Origin of the sequence: Devosia sp., from assembly GCF_017307565.1 — a bacterium.
Taxonomy (GTDB): domain Bacteria; phylum Pseudomonadota; class Alphaproteobacteria; order Rhizobiales; family Devosiaceae; genus Devosia.
Map to the genome: position 1 here is coordinate 1 of NZ_JAFKHD010000319.1, position 24,658 is coordinate 24,658.

The following is a 24,658-nucleotide window of genomic DNA, read 5'->3' on the forward strand; positions in this document are numbered from 1 at the left end:
ACGATGCAGCCCATCGGTCCGCGCTTGAGCACAATGGTCCCGCTCGAAATGCTGCGAATGGTCCGGAGCGCGGCGTGCAGGTCGCTCTCGCCCGAAGCGATAAGCACTTCTTCCTCGGTCCCCACGATCAGGTCGCAATCGGCCAGCACCGTCTTGAGATGTGCCGAAACTTTGTCCGATGCGATATAGCGGCTGTCGCCGGCATCGTGCCCGGCCAGGCCCCAGAGGTTGGGCCGATAGTCGATATCGAGCACCACCAGCGCGCCATTCGCCTTGGCGATCCGCATCGCCTTGCGCTGGGCCGCATCGCTATGTGGCTTGGAAAAATGCGTACCCGTTACCAGCACCGCCTTGGCCGAGCGGACGAAATCCTCGTCGATATCGCTCTCGTTCAGCGCCGCATCTGCGCAGTTGTCGCGGTAAAAGATCAGCGGAAACGACTTGTCGTTCTCGACCGAGAGCAGCACCAGCGCCGTCAGGCGCTCGGGGTCGGTCACGACCCCCTTGGTCTCGACACCCTCGCGCTGCAATTGCTCGCGAATGAAGCGGCCCATCTGCTCATTGCCGACGCGCGTGATCAGCGCCGATTTCAGCCCCAGCCTCGCCGTGCCGACCGAAATGTTCGTCGGGCAACCACCCACCGATTTCGCAAAACTGCCGATATCTTCCAGCCGAGTACCGATCTGCTGGCCATAGAGGTCCACCGAGGCACGACCAATGGTGATCACATCGAGCGTCTTATTTGTGCTCACCTAATTCCTCCCGCGGCGGCTCTGCTACGAGACGAATTGAAACACATCTTCCAAATCATTTCAAATATAGAATGTATGTTCTATCATGAAAATCAGCGGCGCCGACGCTCCTCGGCGATGGCCACGGCCAGCGCCATGGCAAAGGCCATGCTGGCCGACAGCGAGCGGAAACCGGCATGGTCGGCCTCGACCAGTTCGAACCAGATGGTTGAACATTCCGCCAACGGCGAAAACGCCGAGTCGGTCAGCGACACGACCGGGATGCCGCGCGCCGCCAGCGCCGAAGCCTGGGCGATTGTCTCGGGCGCATAGCCCGAAAAGCTGACTGCAAAAGCCGCGTCGCCCTCATCTGCGAGGGCGAGTTGGTCGTCGTCGATGCCCGATGCCGTCCCGGCGATCTGGCAGCGGATTTTGAGCTGGGAGAGCGCATAGGCCATGTAGGTCGCGATCGGGTAGCTCCTGCGTCGCGCCAACAGGTGAATGGTGCCCGCAGATGCTAACAGTCTGCTAGCGGATTCGAACTTCTGCGGGTCGATTGCGGCACTCAAATTGTCGATGCTGCGATGCGCCGCCGATATGAACGAGTTGAGAATCGCCGCCGGTCCCGCGGGTGCGGCATCGCCCCCTTCCAGCTCCGCCAGCCGATCTTCATAGCTCGAATTGCGCTCCCGCAACCGCGCTCGGAACACCGTCTGCAGCGCTGAAAAGCCATCAAAACCAAAGGTTTGCGAAAAGCGAACCAACGTCGAAGGCTGCACTTCCGCCGCGGTCGCAATGCTGGCCGCGGTGCCAAAGGCGATCTCGTCGGGATTATCGAGCGCGAATGCGGCCACCTGGGCGAGTCGCTTGGGCAGCTCGCGCCGCCGTTCGAGGATAAGTGTCCGCAGTGCCTCGAAATTCTTCGGCGCAGCCTGAATCTCTCCCCGGTCCATAAAAATCCCTCAAAATGAAGCGTCGAACCGAAAAGCGTGAGCGGCGACTCCGGCGCGTCAAAAAAATGACGCCGGCAATATGCCATTGCTGGCGTCGGATTTGGAAGAATTATTCTACGTTTAGAACGTTATGCCGTCGCAAGCTTGGAAGGCCGATCGCGACCCTCCACGAGATAGAGGAACAGCGAAGCGAGGATTATGAGTGCGGCGCCGGGCCAGAACCAGATTGATGGCACCTGGCCGAGCACAATCCAGCCGACGATCGCCCCAAGTGGCACCTTCAGGTCGCCGAATGGCTGCAGAAAGGTTGCATCTGCGGCGCGATAGGCGAAGCTCAGCAGATACTGCGCCGCACCCGTCAGTGCGCCCAGCAGCAGGAGCAGCAGCAGACCCGTGCCGGTCGGCAGTGCAAACGGAAAGCCCGGCGCAGCACCGGTCGGCAGCACCCACGCGAAGGCCGTAGCCAGCAACAGAATTGCCAGGTGGTTCGGGGTAATCAACACCAGCAGCGAAATGGTGAGGGTTTCCGGGCTCTCTCCCTTGCGCGTCAGATACTTGGTGAGAATGTCGGTCGTCGCCCAAAGTGCCGCCGCCAAAATCGGCACAAAGGTCTGCCACGTAAAGCCTTCAGCACCAACGCCCGAGACGAGAATGGCGCCGGCAAAGCCGATGAGGGCCGCCCCGAGCCGAGCGGTGGAGGCTCTTTCGCCCAGAAGTAGGGTGGAGCCGAGAATGATGAACAGCGGCCCGGTGGCGAGCAGCGTCACCATCTGCCAGATCGGGACGCCCGAGGCAAAACCGTAGACGAAAACATGTACGCCGAGCGCCGAGCTGAAGGCCCGAATCTCGTGCGCAAGCGGATGGCTGGTACGTAAATTATTGATACCAATGCGGAAAATCAGCGGCAGCGCCAGAATAGAGGCGATCACATACTGCCAAAAGGCCATGCTGGTCGAACTCATGCCGAACCCGCCATACTCGGTAGGAGTCGGCAAAACCGCCTGCAGCGTGTTGGAGCCAGCAAAGGCTAAGCTTGCGGCCAACATGAAAGCGGCGCCCGAGGCGGCGCTGGCGTGGGTAGAAGAGGAAATCTGGTTCATATGTAGTCCTTTCCGTAACCAGTTTCCCCAGGGTTACGGGAAGGCAACGCGAGCTCTGCCCGCGAAAAACGCGAGTTAAGCCAGACGCTTGACGCCAACCCATTCTCTTTCATCCGGACTATGACCGTCGGCTCCGGAGTTACACCGGATCTGCTGACCTCCTGGCCGAAACCAGAAGCGCTCGCGGGCTTGGCGTTTCCGCCTTTACCGCCGGTGGGGAGTTTCGCCCCGCCCTGAGAACAGTGTGAAATCGTAATCTCACGATGGATAACATAGGGCAGGGTCCTGGCCCTGGCAATTGCACCAAAGGGTACAAACTGTCTTCCCACGGTGAACAGTCGAAACGAATGTGCCCGCTGCTCTTTGCCAACGAAAAAGGGGCCCGTCGCCGGACCCCTTGATCTACTTGAGATTTTGGCCGCTTAGCCTTCCAGCCACTTCACCTGTTCCGGCGTCAGCTTGATCTCGAAAGCCTTGAGGCTGTCTTCGAGTTCAACCAGACGGCGCGGCCCGATCAGCGTCACGCTAGGGAAGGGCTGGGCCAGCACATAAGCCAGCGCCACATGGATCGGGCTGTAGCCCAGCTGCTTGGCAAGCTCGATGGCCCGGTCGCGGCGACCAAAATTCTGGTCATTGTACCAGACGCGAACCAGTTCCTCGTTGTCGGTCTTGTCCCGGCCGGCAAGGTCGGTAAAGAAGCCGCGGGCCTGGCTCGACCACGAGAAGTTCGTCACCTGCCGATCGATCAGCCACTGCTTGAAGTCAGGCGTCGAGGCCGTCACGCAACCTGCCCAGATCGGATCGAGCATTTCGGCCAGCGCGAAGTTGTTGGAAAGCGCTTGCGGCGTGGTCTTGCCGGTGCGTTCGGCATAGGCAATCGCCTCGTCCATGCGCTCCTTGGTCCAGTTTGACCCGCCAAACGGCCCGCGAATACGGCCGGCCTTCACCTCGGCATCCATGGCGTCGACGAACTCACCCACCGGCACATCGGTATTGTCGCGGTGCATGAAATAGACGTCGACATAGTCCGTCTGCAGGCGGTCCAGTGTCTGGGTCAGTTGCTTGCCGATCACGTCGGGATAGACGAGCGGGGAGTGCGCGCCCTTGCCGATGACCACGGCGTCCTCGCGGACGCCACGGCTCTTCTGCCATTCGCCGAAGAGCTTTTCGGTGTAGCCGCCCGCATAAATGAAGGCGGTGTCGAAGACATTGCCGCCCTTTTCCCAGAAGGCATCGAGCAGAATCGCGCCCGAGGAGAAGGTCTTGAAGTCCTCAAAACCCAGCGCCACGGCCGAAGCCTGCTTCTTGAGCCCCGGAATGGTCCGCTTCGGGATGACGCCGGTATTCGGGCCGAGCTTGCGGTTGTCGAGCGTGGTGACGCGATTGATCGACTTCTCGACCGAATATTCGATCCCGGCATCGCGGCGCCACTGGTCGAGCACGCGCGCATTGCCGAGGCTATCGGCCCAGCTCATGCCCGGCGACGCAAACTCGTGCCGGCCCTCGAGAATGGCGAGCGAAGCGGCATCGGCCTCGAACGAATAGACATGTCGTTCTTCGCCGAGGCTCAGCGTCTCGACGGTGCCGCCCTTGACGATGTCGATCCGTCCGGGTCCGTGCGTGCGGTCGCCCGCGGCAAACCAGAAGTCCGGCACCTCGATGCGGCCGTCGGAGCCATGGATGCGCAGCACATTGTCCAGATTAGCCATCACAGCACAAGAAACCTGCGCGACGACGCCGTTCTCGAACGTCAGGATGGCGGCCGCCCAGTCGTCGGTGCCTTCGGCGTTGAGCTTGGCGGTGCCGGAAACCTTCACTGGATCGGCAAACGGCTTGCCGAGCGTGGCGCCGGCAATCAGGCGTGCCATCGAAACTGGATAGCCGCCCACGTCCAGAATGCCGCCGCCGGCCAGCGCCGAGGCAAACAGGCGATGCTGCGGCTGGAACTTGCCCATTGAGAAGCCGAAGCTCGACTGGATCATCCGCACTTCGCCAATGGCGCCGGACTTGATCAGGTCGATCAGCTGCTTCACCTGCGGATGCAGGCGATACATGAAGGCTTCACCGGCAAAGGTGCCGGCCTTCTTGTGCGCATGGAATACGGCGTCGATTTCGTGCGCCGAGAGCGCCAGCGGCTTTTCCACCAGCACATGCTTGCCTGCTTCCGCGGCCTTGATCGCCCATTCGGCGTGGCCGGTATGCGGTACGGCGATATAGACGGCGTCGATGTCCTTGTCGGCGAGTAGGGCGTCATAGCCCTTGACCACGCGGACGCCCGGAAAGTCTTCGGCAAGGCTTGGCTTGCTCGGGTCGCGCGTGGCAATTGCCGCCAGCACGCCGTGCTGCGATCCATTGAGCCCGCCGCGGAACGCCTTGGCGATGCTGCCTGGCCCGATAATGCCCCAGCGAATCTTCTTGTCGGTCATGGTCTGGTCCTCGAATATATCCTTCGGCCAAGGCGGGCCGGCGCGAAGGTTCCAAAACCCCGCGCACTCTCCTCCCTTGCTCTTGTGCCGAGCGCTACCTAAGCTAATCACTCCTCATGAGCAGTCGCTCTTATCGGGTATTTTAAATTGGCGGATAGTAAGATGGCGGAGCGCGGCTACTATGAGCCGGCACTCGATGGCGTGGAACACCTGCCAACCGAGCTGAACATGTTCCACGCGTCCCCGCTGCTGATGCGCTCGCCTCACTGGCACGCGCAGGTCGAAGTCAACTACATCGTCCGCGGCTGGGCCCATTATGCCATGAGCGGTTATGAAGTTCGCTTCGGCGCCGGCGATCTCGCCCTTTTCTGGGGTGGCCAGCCGCACCGGCTCGACGACGCCTCAGAAGACCTCGTCTATGCCGGCGGCCACCTGCCGCTCGTCCACTTCTTCCGTTTGCGGCTGCCGCAAGGCGTGCAGGCCGGCCTCATGCAAGGCGCGGCCCTTGTCAGCAAAGCTACGGACCAGTCCGACCCGGTCAATTTCGCCCGCTGGAATGACTATGTCCGCTCCGGCGATCCGCTGAAAATCAGCATGGCGGTGGATGAGCTGTTGCTCCGCATCGAGCGTATCCGCTTCGCCCCCTATGAGCTCTCTGGCCGCCGCACCGCCTCAGATGATCACGGCACCGATCAGCACATTTCGCCCATCGTCGTGCGCATCTGCGACTACATCGCCGACAATTTCCGCGAGGATATCGACTCCGTCGACATCGCCGTGGCGGCCGATGTGCACCCCAAATATGCCATGACGGTCTTCAAGAAATGCACCGGCATGACCTTGAACGACTACGTCAATCTCATCCGCCTGTCCTATGCTCAGGCGCTGCTCATGCGCGACGATGCCAATGTGCTGCAGGTGGCCATGGATAGCGGCTTCGGTTCGCTCAGCGCCTTCAACAAGCTTTTCCGCAAGATCGCTGGCATGTCCCCGAGCGATTTCCGCCGCGATCTCCGCTCGCGCCCCAGCGCCGCCCTGCCGCCGCGCGTTGCTGCCTGCACGCCCTATAATTGAGGGCAGGGGGCATGGGCAGGCACCTCGCGGCGCTGACTCTGGGGCTCCTGGTCATTCTCGCTCTCGCCGTGCTTCGGCTGGCCGATCCCTATCCCGTCCGGGTCGCCCGCGAGACCAGCTTCGATTTCTTCCAGCAACTGCGCCCCCGTCCGGCCCCGCCCGACCTGCCGGTTCGCGTCATCGATATCGATGAAACCTCCATGGCCGAGATCGGCCAATGGCCATGGCCGCGCGAAACCTTTGCCCGCCTTTCGGAACGGCTGACCGAGCTCGGCGCTGCAGCCATCGCCTTCGATATTCTCTTTAGCGAAGCCGAGCGCCCTTCCGGCGCAGCCAACGCCGACCAGGCATTCGCCACCGCGCTTGCCTCCGGCCCAACCGTGCTGGGCCTGGCCCAAAACGGTAGCGCCCTTCCGGTTACCGCGCCCGCCAAGGCGGGCCTCGCCACAACCGGCGCGGATCCTCTGGCTGCCGTGCCCGAACTCGGCGGCGCCGCCCAACCGCTCCCGGTTCTGGCGGCGGCAGCGCGTGGCCTCGGCGTCGCCAGTCTCGACCGCCAAGGCGCCGGCGTTGCCCGACGCCTCCCCCTCCTTTGGCGGGTTGATGCTGGTGCCATACCAACCCTCGCCATCGAAGCCCTGCGCGTCGCCACGGGCGTGCCGACGCTGGTTGTTGCAGGCGATAGCGTGGACGGGCGCACGGTGGACTCGGTCCGCGTCGGCGATTTCACCGTTCCCACTGGCCCCTCGGGCGATCTCTGGCTCTACTATCGCGAACTGCCGCCCGAAACCTATCTCCCCGCCACCGACGTCCTCAACAATGACTACGCGGTCCTCGCACCGCTCATCGCCGGCCATATCGTCTTCATCGGCAGTTCAGCGACGGGCCTCAATGACATCCGCATCAGCGCGCTGGGCACACCCGTTCCCGGCGTTTCCATCCACCTGCAAGCGATCGAACAGATACTGACCCAAACCTTCCTTGACCGCGCCGATTGGGTTTCGGGGCTGGAGCTGTTCCTGCTCGTACTGTCAGGCTTTGCCATCGTGCTCGCCGTCGTCGTTTCCGGCCCGCTGCTCGGGCTGGGAGTCTCGGCTGCGGTGGTGGCTGCGGCGCTTTCCTTCAGCTGGTGGAGTTTTTCGAGCCCGGGCCTATTGATCGATCCGAGTTATCCGCTCTTTGCCGCTCTCGTCACCTACGCGACCATGGCCTTCCTGCGCTTCACCGTCACCGATTTCGACCGTCGCCGCATTCGCCGGGCCTTCGGCTACTATGTCGAACCCTCGGTGCTGACCCAGATCGAGGCCGACCAGAGCCTCCTGCGCCTCGGCGGCAATGTCCGCGAATTGACGGTGATGTTCTCCGACGTACGCAATTTCTCCGCCCTTGCCGAGCGCACGACGCCGGACCAATTGGTCAATATTCTCAATGGCCTGTTCGCCGCGCTCGGCGGCGCCATCATTCGCCATCGTGGCACTATCGACAAGTTCATGGGCGACTCCGTCATGGCCTTCTGGAACGCCCCGGCCGACGAAAAGGACCACGCCCTCCTCGCCGGTCGGGCGGCTCTCGCGATGCGCACGGCCCTCCGCGATCTCAATCGGAACAGCGCCGATCCCATCCATATCGGCATTGGCATCGCCACCGGCCCGGCGCTGGTTGGCAATATGGGTTTTGAGAAGCGCTTCGACTATTCCTGCCTCGGCGACACGGTCAATGTCGCGAGCCGCATCGAGGGCGTCTGCAAGGCCGTTGGCTACAGCATCCTCGCCACCGCCGAAATGGCCGCGCAGGCTCAAAATCTGGCCTTTCTCGATGCGGGTGAGGTGGAGCTGAAAGGCATGTCCGGCCGCGAGGCGATCAAGCTCCTCGTTGGCGACGACACCGTTCGATCAAGCGCTGCCTTCGAGACCCTGCTCACCAGCCACACCGAGCTGATCTCCGCCCTCGCGCGGGGCACGCTCGACGAACCTCTGCTGAAACGCTGCGAAGCCCTGGCCGAAGGCGTCGAGACCGAGCTCGCCCAGTTCTATGCCTGCCTGCCCGGCCGCCTCTCCGACTTCCCCGCCGCCGTGACCGAGATGCCGCCGGCACAAAAGGCCGCTGGCCACTAGGTCGCCGCCGCCTGCGCGATCAGACCGACACGCGCCGACGTAATGTGCCGGCGCATCAGGATTTCGGCCAGTTCCCCATCACGATCCGCAATAGCCTCGACGATCCGCTCATGCTCGGCAAGCGCCCGCTGCGCACGGCCGGGCACGATACGGTGCTGCATGCGATAGAGCCGGAACAGGGTGTAATACTCGCCGCAAAGCAGGTCGAAGAGGTGCTGGTTGCGCCCGACCCGTACGATCATGAAGTGGAAGTCCGAATTGGCGGTCGCCTGCCAATAGACCATGGCATCGGGTTTCGAGAGCGCATCGCGATGGTGCGCCAGCATGGCGCGCAGCTGCTCGATTTCTGCGTCGGTAGCGTTTTCGGCCGCATGCCGCGCCGCCAGCCCTTCGAGCACTTCGCGGATGGTGAACAGCTCCAGCGCGTCATTGGGCGTCGGCGCAACAACCCGCACGCCCTGCCGCGGTGCGCGCGTCACCAGCTTGCGCTCTTCGAGCCGCCGGATGGCTTCGCGCAGGGGACCGCGGCTCACGCCATATTGGGCGGCAAGGCGCGGTTCGCTGAGTTTGGTGCCGGGCGCAAAGGTGCCCACGACAATGGCTTCGCTCAATTGCTCGAACAACTGATCGGTCAGCAGCCGGTCATCGGCAGTTTCGATAGTTTCGGCGTCTTGATCCATCGTCGTCATGCCGCGCAATCGATCCTTTGAGTCCAGCGTGGGCGGGTTCCATAGCCCATGGATCGCGCCACGCAAAGCGGCGCGATCCTGTCTGTTCCGCTCTTAGAGCCCGTGGTCGAAAATGCCCTGACCGGTCGGCTTAGATGGGTTCACACTGCCCTGCGGCAGGGCAGGAATAAGCACATCGAGCTTACCTGCGGGGAGACCAGCAAAGCCCTTTGCTGCCTCAAGGAAAGCCTTGCGGTCGGCATCGGCCAGCTCGCCCTTGGTCAGGGTTTCGAACTTGCCGGCATAGTCCGGCCAGGTCCAGGGATGGTTGCCGTTGGGGTGGGCGTCGGCCACGCCGCGCTCGCCGGTGATCACGCGGCCATCATCAAGCGTGACGATGATCTTGCCGCCAAAGGCACGCTTGTCCGGATTGGGATCGAGGTAGCGCACGGTCCAGGACGGCTCTTCCACGGTACGGATCTTGTGCCAGAGCGCCACGGTCGACGGCGTGCGGGCGCGTTCGCGCGTATAGGAGTCGACATGGTGCCACTTGCGGTCCTCAAGGGCGACCGCGAGGATATACATGATCGAGTGATCGAGCGTTTCGCGTGACGCTTCCGGATCCATCTTCTGCGGATCGTTGGCGCCTGTGCCGATCACGTTATGCGTGTGATGGCTGGTTTCAAGGAGGATATCCCTAACCTTCGAAAGGTCACCGATCTGCCCCGAAAGGTCGATGGCAAGGTCGATCAGCGCCTGCGCCTGATACTCGGCCGAGTGCGCCTTGGTATAGGTTTCCATGATGCCGCGCGGGCTCTCGCCGGGGGCGGGCAGGGAGACCTGATAGGCATCGTTCTTGCCGCCCAGCATCCAGGCGATGACGGAATCTTCGCCTTCATAGATCGGCGACGGCGAAGCCTCGCCGCGCATGGCGCGGTCGATGCATTCAATGGCCAGCTTGCCCGAGAAACCAGGCACATAGGCCTTCCACGAGCTGATCTCGCCCTTGCGGGACTGGCGGGTCGAAAAGCTCAGATGTACGGCCTGATTGACCGCCTGGAAGATAACTTCCGTCGGCAGGCCCAGCATGGCGCCGATAGCGGCCGTGGTTGCCGGCGCAAGATGGGCCACGTGGTCCTTCTTGTACTTGTGCAGCGAAATCGCCTTCACCAGCGCCACATGCACTTCATAGGTCACGGCGATGCCGCGCGCCAAAGCGCTGCCGTCTATGCCCATCTGCTGTGCCACGGCCACCAGCGGCGAGATCGCGTCGCCCGGATGCGAGTAGTCGGCGGCGAGGAAAGTGTCATGGAAGTCGAGTTCGCGCACGGCGGTGGCATTGGCCCAGGCGGCCCATTCCGCATCGACGCGCACGCCGCTGCCGAGACCATAAACCGTTGCGCCCCCCTTGCGCGGATGCGCCAGCGCCATGGCGCGCGCGGCTGCGACGGGAGCGCGATTGATGGCGGCGAGGCCAACGCTGGCATTGTCGACGATACGGCAGGCGATCATCTCGACAACATCGGCATCGAGCGGGCCGCAATTGGCAGCAAACTCGGCAATGTGCCAGGCAAGCTGCTGCTCGCGGGGCAGGTTGGCGGCTGAGGGATGAACCTTGACGTCGTAGGTCTTCATTCTTGCAAGTTCCTTGGTCGAAACGGGAGCCGCGGCGCCGGAGCGCCGCGACAATTCAGGCGTTGGCGCGCAGGCGCTTCAGCAGGATCGGCAGTGCCAGCAACAGCACGGCCAGGGTGATGAGAACAGCCGAGAGCGGCGTCGAGACGAGCACAAGCGGATTGCCCTGGCCGGCGGCAAGCGCCGTTCGCAGCTGCGTTTCCGCCATGGGCCCGAGAATGAGCCCGATCAGCACTGGCGCAATAGGGAAGTCATAAACCCGCATCACATAGCCGCCGAGGCCAACGACCAGCATGATGGTCAGGTCCATCCACGATCCCGCCAGCCCCCACACGCCGATCATGGCAAAGACCAGAATACCGGCATAAAGCTGCGGCCGCGGTATGCGCAGCAACTGCACCCAGATCCCCACCAGCGGCAGATTGAGCACCAGCAGCATGACATTGCCCACATAGAGCGAGGCAATGAGCCCCCAGATCAGCGCCGGATTGGACGTGAAGAGGAAGGGTCCCGGCTGCAAGCCATAGTTCTGGAATGCTGCCAGCAGCACTGCCGCCGTCGCCGAAGTCGGTAGGCCCAGCGTCAGCAGCGGCACCAGAATACCGGCCGCCGCCGCGTTGTTCGCCGCTTCCGGCCCGGCCACACCCTCGATGGCACCCTTGCCGAATTCTTCCGGATGCTTGGTCAGCTTCCGCTCCAGCGTATAGCTTAGCATGGTCGGAATTTCCGAACCGCTGCCGGGCAGGGCGCCCATGGGGAACCCGATCGCCGTACCGCGAAGCCAGGGCTTCCACGACCGTGCCCAATCCTGCTTGGTCATCCAGAGCTGGCCCTTGATCGGCGCCATCACGCCCGGCGTCGACCGATAGCGGCTCGCGACATAGAGAATTTCCCCAACCGCAAAGAGCGACACCAGCACCACGGTCAGCGCAATGCCGCGCAACAGCTGCATATTGCCGAAGGTGAGGCGCGGTTGCCCCGTCATCGTGTCGATGCCGATGACACCAATGGCAATGCCGAGGAACAGCGATACAAACCCGCGCGTACGCGACGTGCCCATCACCACGGCCACCGAACAGAAGGCCAGCGCAGTAATGGCAAAGTAGTCCGTCGGCTTGAAATAAAAGGCCAGTTCCGCAACCGCGGGCGCGGCAAAGGTCAGGGCCAAAGTCGCAATGGTGCCGGCAACGAACGAGCCGATCGCCGCTGTGGCCAGCGCCGCAGCGCCGCGCCCGGCCCGGGCCATCTTGTTGCCCTCGAGCGCGGTCATCATCGACCCCGCTTCCCCCGGCGTATTGAGCAGGATGGAGGTGGTCGAGCCGCCATACATCGCGCCATAGAGAATGCCGGCGAACATGATAAAGGCAGAAGTCGGGGCGAGCGCAGTGGTTACCGGCAGCAGCAGCGCAATGGTCAGCGCGGGGCCAATGCCGGGAAGAATGCCGATGGCGGTGCCGAGCACCGAGCCGACAAGCGCCCACATGAGATTGGTAGGCTGCAGCGCCACGCTGAAGCCATGGAGCAGAAGTTCAAAAGTTTCCATGACTTACACTCCCAGCGGCGGAAAGAACCGGCCGAGCTGCAATCCCAGCTGAGCGAACAGGAACCACGAGGCGCACGCCAGGATGCCGCCATAGATGATGTCGAGCCACCAGCGGCGCGAACCAAAGGCATTGGCGACCAGTACGAATGACAGCGTCGCGGTAAAAGGCATGCCCAGCGGGCCCATGGTGGCGATCGGCAGCGCGACGGCGAGGAGCGCTGTCACGAATGCACGCTTGTCCATCTTGGTGGCGCCGTCGGCGTCTTCGGCGTCCTGCGCCACAAAGCTTTCACCGCGCCAGATCTGCAGAACCAGAACGGCGCCGAGGACCAACAGGCCTGCGCCGGCAACCGTAACAAAAAGCCCCGGACCCACGGCGGCATAGCGCGCGCCTTGCGGCAGGCCAAAGGCGTTGTAGAGCCACACGGCCCCCAGCACCATCAGGCCGATCCCGATCCAGTAAGGCTTTGGCGAAGCGGGGGCAGCCGTCGGGCTGCCCCCTTCCGTCGTATTATTGCCGTCAGTTGACAAGGCCGGCGTCCTTCAGGATCTGGCCCTGACGCTCGGTTTCTTCGGCAATGAAGGTGCCGAATTCGTCGCCGGCGAGGAAGTAGTCTTCCCAGCCCTGGGTCTCGAGAACCTGCTTCCATGCATCGCTCTTGGAGAGCTGCGTGAAGCGGTCGACCCAGGTGGCGTAGTTGTCATCCGGAGCGCCCGGAGCCGCCAGGATACCGCGCCAGTTGGCGATCTCGACGTCATAGCCGGCTTCGTGGAAGGTCGGCACGTCAGGCAGGTTGGGGCGACGTTCGGCCGAGGTCACGGCGAGCAGCTTGATGCGGCCCTGCTGAGCGAACTGGCTGAATTCCGAAGTGCCCGAAACGCCTGCCGTCAGGGTGCCATTGACGATGGCAGTGACGGTTTCAGCGCCCGAAGTCTGCGGAATGTAGTTGAGGTCGGCCACGGGAATATCACCGGCCTGCGCGAGCAGAGCCACAGCAATGTTGTCTACGCCACCGGCGGAGCCGCCGCCGACCGGGTGTGCGCCCGGATCTGCCTTGATGGCCGCAACCAGGTCGGCCAGCGTGTTGTAGGGCGAATCCGCAGCCACGGCGACGACGAGATATTCTGCCGTCAGACGGGCAACCGGGCGGAATTCGGCCAGGTTGATGGGCGAGTTGTTGAGCGCGATTGCGCCGACGGTGATGGCGCCGAACACGGCGAGGGCATCAGGCTGGCCGGTGGAGGTGCCGAGGAATTCGGCAAGGCCCACAGTGCCACCGGCGCCGCCGGTATTGGTGAAATTGACGCCGCCGGTATAGATGCCGGCATCGTTCAGCGCCTGGAACGCCTGGCGGCCGGTCCCGTCCCAGCCACCGCCAGGATTGGCCGGCAGCATGACGTTGACCTGGGCGCTGGCTGCGCCAGTGCCCAGCGCTGCCGTCATGGCTAGAGCCGCAAGCGTTTGCGAAAACTTCATTCTTATCCTCCCGAGCGCCCGTATTCCGACACCTTGCCGGTTCCTCCGACTGCGCTCAAAATTGTCGACAGATTTTGCACGAAGATGTGATCACATCGCGATTTCGGCGTCAACAAGCATAATTCTGCCGACAGAATGCGGAAATGCGACCTTGGTCGAAGGCGCCGTCGGGGGCAGAGTTGGCTCTGCGCTTCACGAGAAATTGGGGGCTCAACGCGGTAAGGTCGCCCCATAGGGCAGTTTTTTTGGGCGGTTCTGAAATTTTAGGGCTGTGCCGCCAGGCGCTGTTGCCGCATTTTTGCTGTACTGGAGGCGGCGCATCAGCCGGTCTTTGGTGCCGCGCTTCGGAGCCGTCATGTTCGCCGAAATTCTTGTCGTCATCATCATTGCCATAGCCATCACGGCCTTCGCCGAGCGCAGAAATTTTCAGCCGGCCCTGCTTGTGGCAATTGTTGGCCTCGGCGCATCCTTCATGCCCGGTCTACACCGGCTCGAACTCGAACCAGAGGTGATCCTCGGCATCGTGTTGCCGCCGCTGCTGTTTTCGGCCGCCTCGGATTTCTCCTTCACCAGCTTCGTCAAGCGCCTCGGCTCCATCGTCAATCTCGGCGTTTTCCTCGTTTTTGCCTCGGCTGCCGCGGTCGCCGCAGTCGCGAGCCTCACAGTGCCTGGCATGCCGATAGCTGCGGCCCTGGTCCTTGGTGCCATTGTCGCCCCGCCAGACGCGGTTACCGCCATTGCCATCGGCAGCAAGGCAGGCCTCCCCTCGGGCCTGATGACCGTGCTCAAAGGCGAAAGCCTCATCAACGACGCCGCCGCGCTGACGCTGCTGGCCGTCGCTGTCGCCGCGACCGCCGGCACCCACGCCTTCATCGACAACACGGCGCTCTATTTCCTCTACGCAGCGGTGGTTGGTGTCATTCTGGGCCTGGTCATCGGTCATGGTGCCCAGTACGCGCGTCGACGCCTCGCCAATCCATCGCTGGCCACGGTGATTTCCGTCATCGTGCCCTTCGCGGCCTATCTCGTTGCCGAAGAGTTCCACGCGTCCGGCGTTCTCGCAGTGGTCGCGGCCGGCTTCGCCCTCGGTCATCACGGCACGCAGTCGGGCTATGAAGAGCGCATGCAGGAGCGGCAGTTCTGGCGCACCATCGACACGCTGCTCGAAACCTTCGTCTTCGCCTATATCGGCCTGCAATTGCGCTTCGTTATCGACGACGCGCTTGCCGCGGGGCTCGACATCAGCGACCTCCTCCTCGGCGGCGTCGCCATTTTCCTTACGACCGTGGTCGTCCGCTTTGCCTGGGTTTTCGGCACCGCCTTGCTCGCGCGCTGGCGCCATCGCGCGGTCATGAAGCGTCTGGCCGATCCGCCGCGCAATCCGCGGCGCCGCCCGCCTCCGACGCCCGAAGTGCCCCTGACCTGGAAAGAAAATGCAGTTCTGTCCTGGACCGGCATGCGGGGCGTGGTCACCCTGGCCGCCGCAGCCGGTATTCCCTTCATGACCGTTGCCGGCGGCTCCTTCCCCTATCGCGAAGCCATCGTGGCACTCGCCTTTCTCGTCACCATCGCTACCCTGCTCGTGCAAGGCATTTCCCTGCCATGGCTGATCGAGCGGTTGAGCCTCGAGGACGACGAAGACAAGGCCTATGCCGAAGCCCAGCATCAATTGGCCCATCGGTTGGCGCACGAGGCCAATGCCGAAGCGCTTGACGAATTCCGCCGCACCCACGCCTCGCCACGGGCTCAGCGCCTCGCCGATGCCATGGAGCGCCGCGCCGACCGCGTTTCAGCCGATGAAGAAGCGGAAGAGGCCGAGGGCGGGGTCCGCGGCTTTGACCGCAAGGAAGCTTTCGAACTCGGTCAGCTCCTGCTCGATGCCCGTCGTCGACGTCTTATCGCTGCGCGCGATGCCCGCGAGCTCGATGACATGGTGCTGCGCGAAGTGCTTGAGCAGATGGACCTGGAACAGGCCCTGATGGACGGCATGACCAAAGGCGCCGGCCGGCTCTAGCGTGGCAGGACGTAGGCCTCGTCGGCGATACTGAGCCGCACGTGATCGCCCGGGCTCAGCTCGAACGAGGCTGGCACGTCGATCGAGAAGGGTTCGGCAAGGCCGCATTCCTGGCACTCGATCTCGAGCCGCCATTGTGCCCCGCGATAGGCCCGGTGCAGGATGCGCCCCAGCGCGCCCACGCCGTCCGACTGCGGTGCGACCCTGACCTGTTCCGGCCGCACCAGCACATTGGCTCGCGCGGCATCGTCGTGCCGCACCCGCACATCGCCGAGCGCCGTCTGTGCGCGCCCGCCGCTGATCGTAGCCGGCAGCACGATGGCCTCGCCAAGAAACCGCGCGACATCGATATCGGCCGGCCGCTCGTAGAGCCGCTGCGGCGGGCCGGCATCGGCAACCGAGGCGTCGCGCATGACCACCAGATGATCGGCAAAGGCCAGCGCCTCTGCCTGGTCATGCGTCACCAGCACACTGGCGATCCCGGCATCCCGCAGCACATCGCCCACCATGGTTCGCATGGCCTCGCGCAAGCCAGTGTCGAGCGCCGAGAACGGTTCGTCGAGCAGCATCAGGTCCGGTTGTTGCGCCAGCGCCCTCGCCAGCGCCACGCGCTGCTGTTGCCCGCCTGAAAGTTCATGCGGCCGACGATCGCGAAAAGCAGCCGTCAGGCCCACGCGCGCCAGCAGTTCGTCCACGCGCCGGGCGCGGTCCACGGTCTGCCGGGGAATGGCGAAGCCGATATTGTCGGCGACGCTCATATGCGGAAAGAGTGCGCCCTCCTGCGCCACATAGGCGATATTGCGCTGATGCGGCGGCACCGAGCCTCCCGCGCCATGCAGTAACCGGCCGCCAAGGCTGATCGTGCCTCTATCGGGCGCTTCGAACCCGGCAATCAGCCGGAGGAGGGTGGTCTTACCTGAGCCCGATGGCCCGACGATCACCGTGCGGCTACCATCGGGCGCCACCAGATCGACATTCTCCACGCCCTTCTGGTCGCCATAGCTTTTGCTGATGCCGCGCAATTCGAGCATGGTCACACTTGCTCCACACGGTCGGACTGCATGTGCAGCAGAATGACAAGGGGAATGGAAAGAACGATCATCAGCAGCGCATAGGGTGCAGCCGAGGCAAAGTCGAGCTCGCTCGTATAAGACCAGAAACGCATGGCGAGCGTCCGCGTGCCGTTCGGCGCCAGCATCAGCGTCGCCGTCAGTTCCGTGGTGATCCCCAGCGCTGCCAGCGCCGCGCTCGCCATGGCGCCAGGCGCAGCCAGGCGAATGGTCGTCTGCCAGATGGCGGCAACAGGCGGTCGCCCAAGGCTTGCGGCAGCCCGCTCCAGTTCCACCGGCGCCTGGGCAATGCTCGTCCGCAGGCCAACAAGCGCCCGTGGCAGGAACATCAGCACATAGGCAAAGAGCAGCGTCGCCAGCGTCTGGTAAAGCGGCAAGGCCACCCGCACGGTAATGCTCACCAGCGCCAGCGCGATGATGACGCCGGGCAGGGCGCCGACATAGGAATGGCAGGCCTCAAGCACCCGTTGAACGCGACCTGGCGCCCGCACGGCGAGCCAGGCCATCGGTACAGCAGCGAGCGTCGTCATCACCGCCCCCGCCAGCGCCAGCATGGCCGTCTGTCCCAGCGCAGGAATAATAAACTCCAGCCGCCAGATGGCCGCCCCGCCGCTCCAGAGCCACCGCGCCAGCGTCAACACCGGCACGGCGAGCGACAGCAGCGCAAAAGCCAGCGGTAGCGCCAATGCCGCCCATCGCCACTCTCCAAGTGGCACCCGGCTACGTCGCCGCGCTGCGCCCGAACCCACTCGCGCATAGCGCTCGTCGCCGCGCAGGCGCGTTTCAAGGCCCAGCAGCGCCAGGCACAGCAAGACCAGAACGCCACCAAGCAGGTTCGCCGAGGGCCCATTATAGACCGACTGAAACTGGTCAACGATCACCGTGGCAAAGGTGTCGAACCGGGTGAGCACGAACAGCCCATATTCGGCGAGGAGGTGTAGCCCGATCAGCAGCGATCCGCCCATGATCGCCAGCCTCAATTGCGGCAGCACCACGCGGAAAAACACCACCGCCGGCCGCTTCCCCATCGATTGCGCGGTTTCCTCCAGTGCTGGGTCGAGTCGCCGCAGCTGCGCCGCCACTGGCAGATAGAGAAATGGCAGATAGGCCAGGATCGACACCAGAACAGCCGCGCCGAGCCCATGAAAGCGCGGCATGAAGGCATTCCACGCATAGCTGTGCACGAAAGCCGGCAGCGCTAGCGGCGCGATCACCAGCCACGACCAAAGTCGCGCATAGGGCAGGTCGGTGCGCTCGATCAGCCAGGCGAGAGCCACGGCCAGCACCGCCGAGAGCGGCAGGACCAGCACCAGCAGCGCCAATGTGTTGACCACGGGCGCCCCGACCTTGGGCCGCAGCACCAGGTCCGCAATGGTCTCCCAACCGCTCGTTGCTGCGATATAGACGACAAATCCAAGTGGCAGCAGGCTCAAAAGCCCCGTCAGCACGGCCGCCCCCAGGATCAGGGGATGGCCCGTTCCATGAGGCATGCGGCTTGAGCTGCCTGCCTTCGCTGCCGTCAGATCGATCGAAACCGCCATGACCTTTGCCGCTAGAGCAGCCCTGCCTCGGTCATCAGTTCAGCCGCACGAACCGTGTCGAGCTGGGTCGGGTCAATATCGGGTGCGCCGAGTTCCGTCAGAGGCGGCAGCGCCGGATTGGAGGCATGGTCGACGCCAACCGCATATTCGAAGGAAGCGCCATCGCGCAGCACATCCTGCCCCTTGGCGCTGGTGATGAAGTGCAGGAAAGACAGGGCTTCGTCCTTGTGCTGGCTAGACTTGAGCACGCCACCGCCCGAAATCGACACGAAAGCCCCGGGGTCCTGATTACCGAAATAGTGCAGCTTGGTATTGCCGCTGCTTTCCTTGGTCCCGGCTTGATCGCCAAACCAGTAATAGTGGTAGATCAGCGCCCCATCGACTTCGCCATTATTGGCGGTGGCGAGAGCTGCGCGATTGCCGCGCACGATCACGGCGTTTTCCTGCATGCCCTTGAGCCAGTCGAGCGTTGAAACTTCGCCCTCCAGCACCAGATAGGCCGCAACGATTGCCTGGAAATCCGCCCCGCTTGGCGAGGCGGCCCAGCGCCCCTTCCACTCGGGCTCGGCCAGCGCTGCCATGGTCTTGGGCAGGTCGGTTTCGCTGAGCTTCTCGGCATTATAGGCAAAGACCGTCGAGCGCGCCGCGATCCCGGTCCAATTGCCGTTCTGCGGGCGGAACTGCGCCGGCACCTGGTCCAGAATGTCCTGGGGCAGGGGCTCGAACAGCCCGGCCTTGTCCACCAGCACCATGCCCGGCGAATTCTCGGTCAGGAAAACGTCGGCCGGCGAATTGGTGCCTTCCTGCAGGATCTGGTTGGCGACTTCGAGGTCGGAGCCCTGCCGGATGATCACGGGAATGCCGGTCTCTTCGGTGAAGGCCGTGGCCCATTCCTGCGCCAGCGTTTCGTGCTGCGCATTATAGACCACGATCGGGTTTTCCTGCGCCGAAACGGGCAGGCCAATACCAAGGGTGAGCAACGCTCCGAGGACAACGGGTAGTCGATTGGTCATGTCGCACACTGCGGCGTCAGAGGCCGCTCTTCAAACTTGATATGCTCTGTCTAATTTGAAGCGAGGTCCATGTCCATCGGCAGTTGATTTACTAAGGTGACGAGCGTACTCACCTTTCGTGCTTTCACCCGGAGGAATGGCTGATGCTCTCTATTGGCAAGCGCACGTTGCGCGGTCTCGCCCTGACACTCGCGCTCTCGGTCGCGCCCGTTGCGGCCTATGCACAGGCGCCCAGCGACGCCGACGTATTGGCGAACTACGCCAATATCGCATTGGCCGGCTACGAGGATGCGCTGACCACGGCCAAGGCGCTCGAGGCCGCCGTTGACGCGTTGATCGCCAACCCGAGCGAGGAAACGCTGGCTGCCGCCCGCACCGCCTGGAAGGTCGCCCGCATTCCCTATCAGCAGACCGAGGCCTTCCGCTTCGGCAACCCGATCGTCGACGAATGGGAAGGCCGCGTAAACGCCTGGCCACTCGATGAAGGCCTGATCGACTATGTCGACGCCGCCTACGGCACCGAAAGCGACAGCAACGCGCTTTATGTCGCCAACGTCATCGCCAATCCCAAGATCATCATCGACGGCACTGAAGTCGACGCCACCGACATCACGCCCGAACTCCTCCAGAACGAACTGCAGGAAGCCGCCGGCGTCGAGTCCAACGTAGCCACCGGCTATCACGCTATCGAATTCCTGCTCTGGGGCCAGGACCTCAACGGTACGGGTCCCGGCGCCGGCAACCGTCCTTATACCGACTATTCGACCGCCGACCACGCCGACCGCCGCGGCGCCTATCTCAAGGCCGCCACGACGCTCCTGGTCTCCGACCTCGAAGAAATGGTCGGCAACTGGACCGAAACTGGCGCCGCCCGCGCTGCGCTCCCCGAACTCGGCCTCTCCGCCATTCTCACCGGCATGGGCTCCCTCAGCTTTGGTGAACTGGCCGGCGAACGCATGAAGCTCGGCCTGCTTCTCCACGATCCGGAAGAAGAGCACGACTGCTTCTCCGACAATACCCACGTCTCGCACCTGCAGGACGCTCAGGGCATCGAAAACGTCTATCTCGGCAAATATACCCGCGTTGACGGCACTGTCGTTGATGGCCCCTCGATCTCCGACGTGATCGCTGCCAAGGACGCCGCCCTCGACACCGAAATCAAGGGCCTCCTCGCTGATACCCTCAGCAAGATGCACGTCATGGCCGACCGCGCCGAAGCCGGCGAAGCCTATGACCAGCAGATCGGCGAAGGCAATGTCGAGGGCAACGCGGTGGTCCAGGCCGCCATCGACGGTCTCATTGCCCAGACCCGCGGCATCGAACGCGCCGTGGCCCTGCTGCAACTCGACAACGTGACCATCGAAGACAGCGACTCGCTGTCAAACCCGGACGCTGTGTTCGAGTAAGACGGCAGGCGCAAAACGCTCTATGATCGTCATTGCCGGGCCAGTCCCGGCAATCCATCTCGCCTCCGCGTGAACCACCGGGACAAGCCCGGTGGTGACGACGAAGAAGTGGGCAAGCGCGTAAATCGTCGAGCGTCGTCATCCATGCAAATCCGTCTCACTTTCGCGCTGCTCGCTCTCCTCTTGGGCGGCATGGTTTTCGCCCAGGATTATGGCGTGCGCACCGATGTGACCGGCGACGCCCTCGCGCGCGTCCGCGCCGTGACCGCCCCCACGACGGACTTTTCCAAGCCGGAGAATTTTGAGACCAATCCCGCCGGCAAGGCCACCACGCGCTTTTCCGTCAATCAGGATTCTTTCAGCCACTTTCAGGACAACCTGACCTTCGAGCAGGAGGAGCAGTTCAAGCTCGGCAATGCTCTGTTCCGAAAGATTTGGGTCAGTTCCCCGAGCTCCACCCAGGCTTCAGATGGCCTCGGTCCCCTGTTCAATGCCCGCGGTTGCCAGAGCTGCCACATCAAGGACGGCCGTGGTCATCCGCCCTTCGAGGGCCAGGCCGAAAATGTCTCGATGTTCCTGCGCCTCTCGGTCCCCCCGAAAGAGCCCGACACGCGCCTCGCGATGGATGGCGTCATATCAGGCGAAGTCGGCGATCCCACCTACGGCACCCAGTTGCAGGATTTCGCCGTCCCCGGCCTTGCTGCTGAAGGCCGAATGGTCATCGACTACACCGATCTGCCCGTCACCCTGGGCGACGGCACCGTCGTCACCCTGCGCTCGCCAAAATACTCCATCGCCGACCTCGCCTATGGCCCTCTTGCCGACGATGTGATGCTCTCCCCCCGCATCGCCAATCCCATGATTGGCCTTGGCCTCGTCGAACAGATTCCCGCCGAAGACATTCTGGCCAATGCCGATCCCGATGACGCCAATGGCGACGGCATTTCCGGCCGGCCTAACTGGACCATCGCCCCCGAAACCAACACCGTCATGCTCGGCCGCTTCGGCTGGAAAGCCGGCATGGCCACCATCCGCAGCCAATCCGCCGCCGCCTTTGCCGGTGACATTGGCATTTCAACGCCTCTGGTGAACCTGCCCCACGGCGACTGCACCGAGAACCAGCCACAGTGCCTCGCCATGCCCACCGGCGAACAGGCCCGCCTCGGCGTGAGCGAAGCGCCCGATCCCGTCCTCGACCTCGTCACTTTCTACGCCCAGACCCTCGGCGTCCCCGAGCGCCGCGACGTCAAAAGCGAGCCTGTCCTCGCCGGCAAGGAAGCCTTCTACACCGCGGGCTGTGCGTCCTGCCACGTCCCCAAATTCGTCACCAGCAAGGCGGCAGAAAACCCCGCCCATCGCTTCCAGCTGATCTGGCCCTATTCCGATTTCCTGCTGCACGACATGGGCGAGGGCCTTGCCGATCACCGCCCCGAAGGCCAGGCCGATGGCTACGAGTGGCGCACCGCGCCGCTTTGGGGCATCGGCCTCACCCAGACGGTTTCGGGCCACACCTTCTTCCTGCATGATGGTCGCGCGCGAAACCTCACCGAAGCCATCCTCTGGCATGGCGGTGAGGCCCAAAAATCTCGCGATGCCTTTGCCGCCATGACGGCCAAACAACGTGCCGATCTCTTGGAATTCCTGGGGTCCCTCTGATGCGTATTCTCGTCGCCATTTTCGCCGCCCTCCTGCTGGCCACCCCAGCAACGGCGCAGATCATTTCCCCCTCCGAAATGCTCCGCTCGAGCGTCACCAACTTCATCCGGCCCCAGACCAAAGCCTTCGCGACAAGCACGACCGAACTTTCAAAGGCCATGTACGTCCTTTGCGAAAACGGTGATCTGACCGGAGCGCAAGAAGCGTTCTCCAAGGCCGCCACAGCCTATGGCCGCATGGAGTTCCTCCGTGTCGGTCCGCTCATGGAAGACAACCGCGTTGATCGCATCCTCTTCTTCCCCGACCGAAAAGGCATCGGCCTCCGCCAGGTCCAACAACTCCTCGCCGAAGCCGACCTTGCCTCCGCCACTGTTCCCGGCCTCCAGCAAAAGAGCATCGCCGTCCAGGGCTTTGGCGCCCTCGAATTCGTCCTCTTCGGCACCGGCTTTGAAACCCTGACCACCTCTGATGGTGCATTCCGCTGCGCCTATGGCGCCGCTATCGCCAAAAACCTCGAAGAAATGGCCGGCGAAATCGCCGCCGGCTGGGCCGATCCCGAAGGCATCGCCAAACGCCTGACCCAGCCTGACCCGGCCTACGCCGATTATCGCACCACCACCGAATCCCTCGAAGCCATTGTCGGCCTCGTCTCCCACGGCATCGAAGCCGTGCGCGATACCCGGATAAATCCCTTCATCGCCAAGGGCGACGGCAAGGCCAATCCAAAACAGGCCCTGTTCTGGCGCTCCAACCAGACCTTGCCCATGTTGCGGGCCAACCTCGACGGCCTCCGCCGCCTCATCGAGCTGTCGGGCATCGTCACCGATCCCGCCTTGTCGCTCGAAATAACAGCCGCCTTCGCTCGCGCCGAAGCTGCCATCGTCGCGGTCACCTCACCAGTCGAAGAAGCGGTTGCCGATCCCGCCCAATCCGCAGCGCTCGCCGATCTTGTCACCGCCACCCAAGACCTGCAGCGCCTCATTGGCGAAGATCTCTCGGCCAGGCTTGGCCTCAGCGTCGGCTTCTCCTCGCTGGATGGGGACTGACCATGTGGCAGCGCCGCGCCTTCCTGAAATCCGCCGGCGCCGGCTTCCTCGCGAGCCTCGCCCCGCGCCAATTGCTGGCCCTCGAAACCAATGAGCTGGTCTTCGCCAGCTCCATCCAGACCTCCGCCGGGAAATATGGCGCAGTCCTCATGGGCGAGCGCGGCGACGTCATCTCCATGATCGATCTCCCCGATCGCGGCCACGACATCACCATCAGCCGCGAAGCGGGCAGGGGCGTCGTCTTCGCCCGCCAGCCCGGCACTTTCGCTTTGGTGTTCGACCCCTTCGGCAACGAGGCCCCGCAAACCCTCACCAGCATCGAAGGCCGCCATTTCTTTGGCCACGGCGTTTTCTCGCCCGATGGACGCCTCCTCTACGCCACCGAAAGCGACTTCGAAGCCGCCCAGGGCGTTATCGGCATCTACGACGCCACAGGTAGCTACCGCCGCATCGGCGAGCTCCCCACCTACGGCACCGGCCCGCACGAAATGCTGCTCATGCCCGACGGCGTAACCTTCGTTGTCGCCAATGGCGGTATCGAAACCCATCCCGATTACGGCAGGGCCGAACTCAACATCGACACCATGGACCCATCAGTGGTCTTCATCGACCGCCGAGACGGCAAACTCGTCGGCCAGCTTCGCCTAGAAACCGGCCTCCACCAGCTTTCCATCCGCCATATGGCGGTGGACAGTAAGTACCGCGTCTGGTTCGGCTGCCAATACAAGGGCGCCCCCAGCGACAGCCCTCAGCTCATCGGCTACGCGACGATGGATGGCGAAATCCGCCTCATCGAGCTCCCCCCGGACACGCTGCGCGATCTGCGCAACTATGTCGGCTCCGTCGCCGCCTCCACCGATGGCAACACCATTGCCGTCTCTTCCCCAGAGGGCGACCTCCTCATCGCCATCGACGCCGAGCAAAAGCGCCCGGTCCTCGTCGAAACCCTGCGCAATGGCTGCGGCCTCGCGGCCGACCAATCCGGCTTCGTCGCCACCAGCGGTCGCGGTGAAATGATCGGCCTGGCCGGTGCCACCCGCCCTCAGCAGCAGTTCGAATTCCTCTTCGACAACCACATGCTGCGACTGGGCTAACCTGCAAAAAGCAAAAAGCCCGAAGGCAGGTGCCTCGGGCTCAAAAAACTCGCCAATTTGGTGAAATGGTCGGAGCGGCCGGATTTGAACCGACGAC

Annotated in this window: 19 protein-coding genes and 1 riboswitch; of the genes, 7 read left to right on the forward strand and 12 right to left on the reverse strand. The window is 63.4% G+C overall.

The features are described from left to right. The 4 genes from iolC to J0I64_RS10695 all read right to left on the reverse strand — a co-directional run. Positions 1-752: 5-dehydro-2-deoxygluconokinase (iolC, locus tag J0I64_RS10680; RefSeq protein ID WP_291407963.1), on the reverse strand; the 752-nt coding region annotated here is incomplete at its 3' end. A gap of 92 nt (positions 753-844) precedes the next feature. Further along, positions 845-1,684, reverse strand: coding sequence for a MurR/RpiR family transcriptional regulator (locus J0I64_RS10685; RefSeq protein ID WP_291407964.1), 840 nt, complete (start codon positions 1,682-1,684; stop codon positions 845-847). A 128-nt stretch (positions 1,685-1,812) separates the two neighbouring features. Continuing rightward, positions 1,813-2,784 (reverse strand): DMT family transporter, encoded by a 972-nt coding sequence (locus tag J0I64_RS10690; protein ID WP_291407965.1) that lies wholly within the window; start codon positions 2,782-2,784, stop codon positions 1,813-1,815. 97 nt (positions 2,785-2,881) lie between these two features. Beyond that, positions 2,882-3,029: riboswitch (FMN riboswitch) on the reverse strand. 177 nt (positions 3,030-3,206) lie between these two features. Then, complete coding sequence (locus J0I64_RS10695) at positions 3,207-5,210, reverse strand: aldo/keto reductase (protein ID WP_291407966.1); 2,004 nt, start codon at positions 5,208-5,210, stop codon at positions 3,207-3,209. Between the two features lie 162 nt (positions 5,211-5,372). On the opposite strand from J0I64_RS10695, the gene J0I64_RS10700 reads away from it, so the two are divergent. Together J0I64_RS10700 and J0I64_RS10705 are read left to right on the forward strand one after the other, a co-directional pair. Continuing rightward, positions 5,373-6,284: a helix-turn-helix domain-containing protein gene (locus J0I64_RS10700; RefSeq protein ID WP_291407967.1), complete on the forward strand. Its 912-nt coding sequence runs from the start codon at positions 5,373-5,375 to the stop codon at positions 6,282-6,284. A gap of 11 nt (positions 6,285-6,295) precedes the next feature. Next, positions 6,296-8,398, forward strand: a complete 2,103-nt coding sequence (locus tag J0I64_RS10705) for a CHASE2 domain-containing protein (RefSeq protein ID WP_291407968.1) — start codon at positions 6,296-6,298, stop codon at positions 8,396-8,398. On the opposite strand, the gene J0I64_RS10710 is transcribed toward J0I64_RS10705, so the two are convergent. The 5 genes from J0I64_RS10710 to J0I64_RS10730 form a co-directional block, all read right to left on the reverse strand. Then, the gene (locus J0I64_RS10710; protein WP_291407969.1) at positions 8,395-9,087 is read right to left on the reverse strand and encodes a GntR family transcriptional regulator; all 693 of its coding nucleotides are present in this window, start codon (positions 9,085-9,087) and stop codon (positions 8,395-8,397) included. The two genes, J0I64_RS10705 and J0I64_RS10710, sit on opposite strands and share 4 nt — an antisense overlap. A 93-nt stretch (positions 9,088-9,180) precedes the next feature. Further along, entirely contained in the window at positions 9,181-10,701 is a 1,521-nt protein-coding gene (locus tag J0I64_RS10715; RefSeq protein WP_291407970.1) for an MmgE/PrpD family protein, read from the reverse strand. 55 nt (positions 10,702-10,756) lie between these two features. Next, a complete protein-coding gene (locus J0I64_RS10720) occupies positions 10,757-12,244 on the reverse strand; it encodes a tripartite tricarboxylate transporter permease (protein ID WP_291407971.1) in 1,488 nt (495 codons plus the stop codon). A gap of 3 nt (positions 12,245-12,247) precedes the next feature. Further along, positions 12,248-12,775 carry a tripartite tricarboxylate transporter TctB family protein gene (locus J0I64_RS10725; RefSeq protein WP_291407972.1) on the reverse strand — a complete coding sequence of 176 codons (528 nt, stop codon included), beginning with the start codon at positions 12,773-12,775 and terminating at the stop codon, positions 12,248-12,250. Next, positions 12,765-13,721, reverse strand: a complete 957-nt coding sequence (locus tag J0I64_RS10730; RefSeq protein WP_291407973.1) for a tripartite tricarboxylate transporter substrate-binding protein — start codon at positions 13,719-13,721, stop codon at positions 12,765-12,767. The genes J0I64_RS10725 and J0I64_RS10730 overlap by 11 nt, the downstream gene beginning before the upstream one ends. Before the next feature lie 355 nt (positions 13,722-14,076). On the opposite strand from J0I64_RS10730, the gene J0I64_RS10735 reads away from it, so the two are divergent. Beyond that, positions 14,077-15,735 carry a Na+/H+ antiporter gene (locus J0I64_RS10735; RefSeq protein WP_291407974.1) on the forward strand — a complete coding sequence of 553 codons (1,659 nt, stop codon included), beginning with the start codon at positions 14,077-14,079 and terminating at the stop codon, positions 15,733-15,735. Here the strand turns inward: J0I64_RS10735 and J0I64_RS10740 are convergent. Genes J0I64_RS10740 through J0I64_RS10750 form a run of 3 tightly spaced genes read right to left on the reverse strand, consistent with a single transcriptional unit; the run spans position 15,732 to position 19,359 of the window. Next, positions 15,732-16,772 carry an ABC transporter ATP-binding protein gene (locus tag J0I64_RS10740; protein ID WP_291407975.1) on the reverse strand — a complete coding sequence of 347 codons (1,041 nt, stop codon included), beginning with the start codon at positions 16,770-16,772 and terminating at the stop codon, positions 15,732-15,734. The genes J0I64_RS10735 and J0I64_RS10740 overlap by 4 nt on opposite strands. After that, on the reverse strand, positions 16,769-18,346 hold the full coding sequence (locus tag J0I64_RS10745) for an iron ABC transporter permease (RefSeq protein WP_291407976.1): 1,578 nt from the start codon (positions 18,344-18,346) through the stop codon (positions 16,769-16,771). The genes J0I64_RS10740 and J0I64_RS10745 overlap by 4 nt, the downstream gene beginning before the upstream one ends. Positions 18,347-18,357: 11 nt before the next feature. Then, positions 18,358-19,359 (reverse strand): iron ABC transporter substrate-binding protein, encoded by a 1,002-nt coding sequence (locus tag J0I64_RS10750; protein ID WP_291407977.1) that lies wholly within the window; start codon positions 19,357-19,359, stop codon positions 18,358-18,360. Between the two features lie 152 nt (positions 19,360-19,511). On the opposite strand from J0I64_RS10750, the gene J0I64_RS10755 reads away from it, so the two are divergent. From J0I64_RS10755 to J0I64_RS10770, 4 genes are all read left to right on the forward strand, one after another. Continuing rightward, a complete protein-coding gene (locus tag J0I64_RS10755; protein ID WP_291407980.1) occupies positions 19,512-20,765 on the forward strand; it encodes an imelysin family protein in 1,254 nt (417 codons plus the stop codon). A 192-nt stretch (positions 20,766-20,957) separates the two neighbouring features. Continuing rightward, on the forward strand, positions 20,958-22,421 hold the full coding sequence (locus J0I64_RS10760; RefSeq protein WP_291407981.1) for a di-heme oxidoredictase family protein: 1,464 nt from the start codon (positions 20,958-20,960) through the stop codon (positions 22,419-22,421). Continuing rightward, on the forward strand, positions 22,421-23,467 hold the full coding sequence (locus tag J0I64_RS10765) for an imelysin family protein (protein WP_291407978.1): 1,047 nt from the start codon (positions 22,421-22,423) through the stop codon (positions 23,465-23,467). The genes J0I64_RS10760 and J0I64_RS10765 overlap by 1 nt, the downstream gene beginning before the upstream one ends. A gap of 2 nt (positions 23,468-23,469) precedes the next feature. Continuing rightward, a complete protein-coding gene (locus tag J0I64_RS10770) occupies positions 23,470-24,561 on the forward strand; it encodes a DUF1513 domain-containing protein (protein ID WP_291407979.1) in 1,092 nt (363 codons plus the stop codon). The last annotated feature ends 97 nt before the right edge of the window (positions 24,562-24,658 follow it).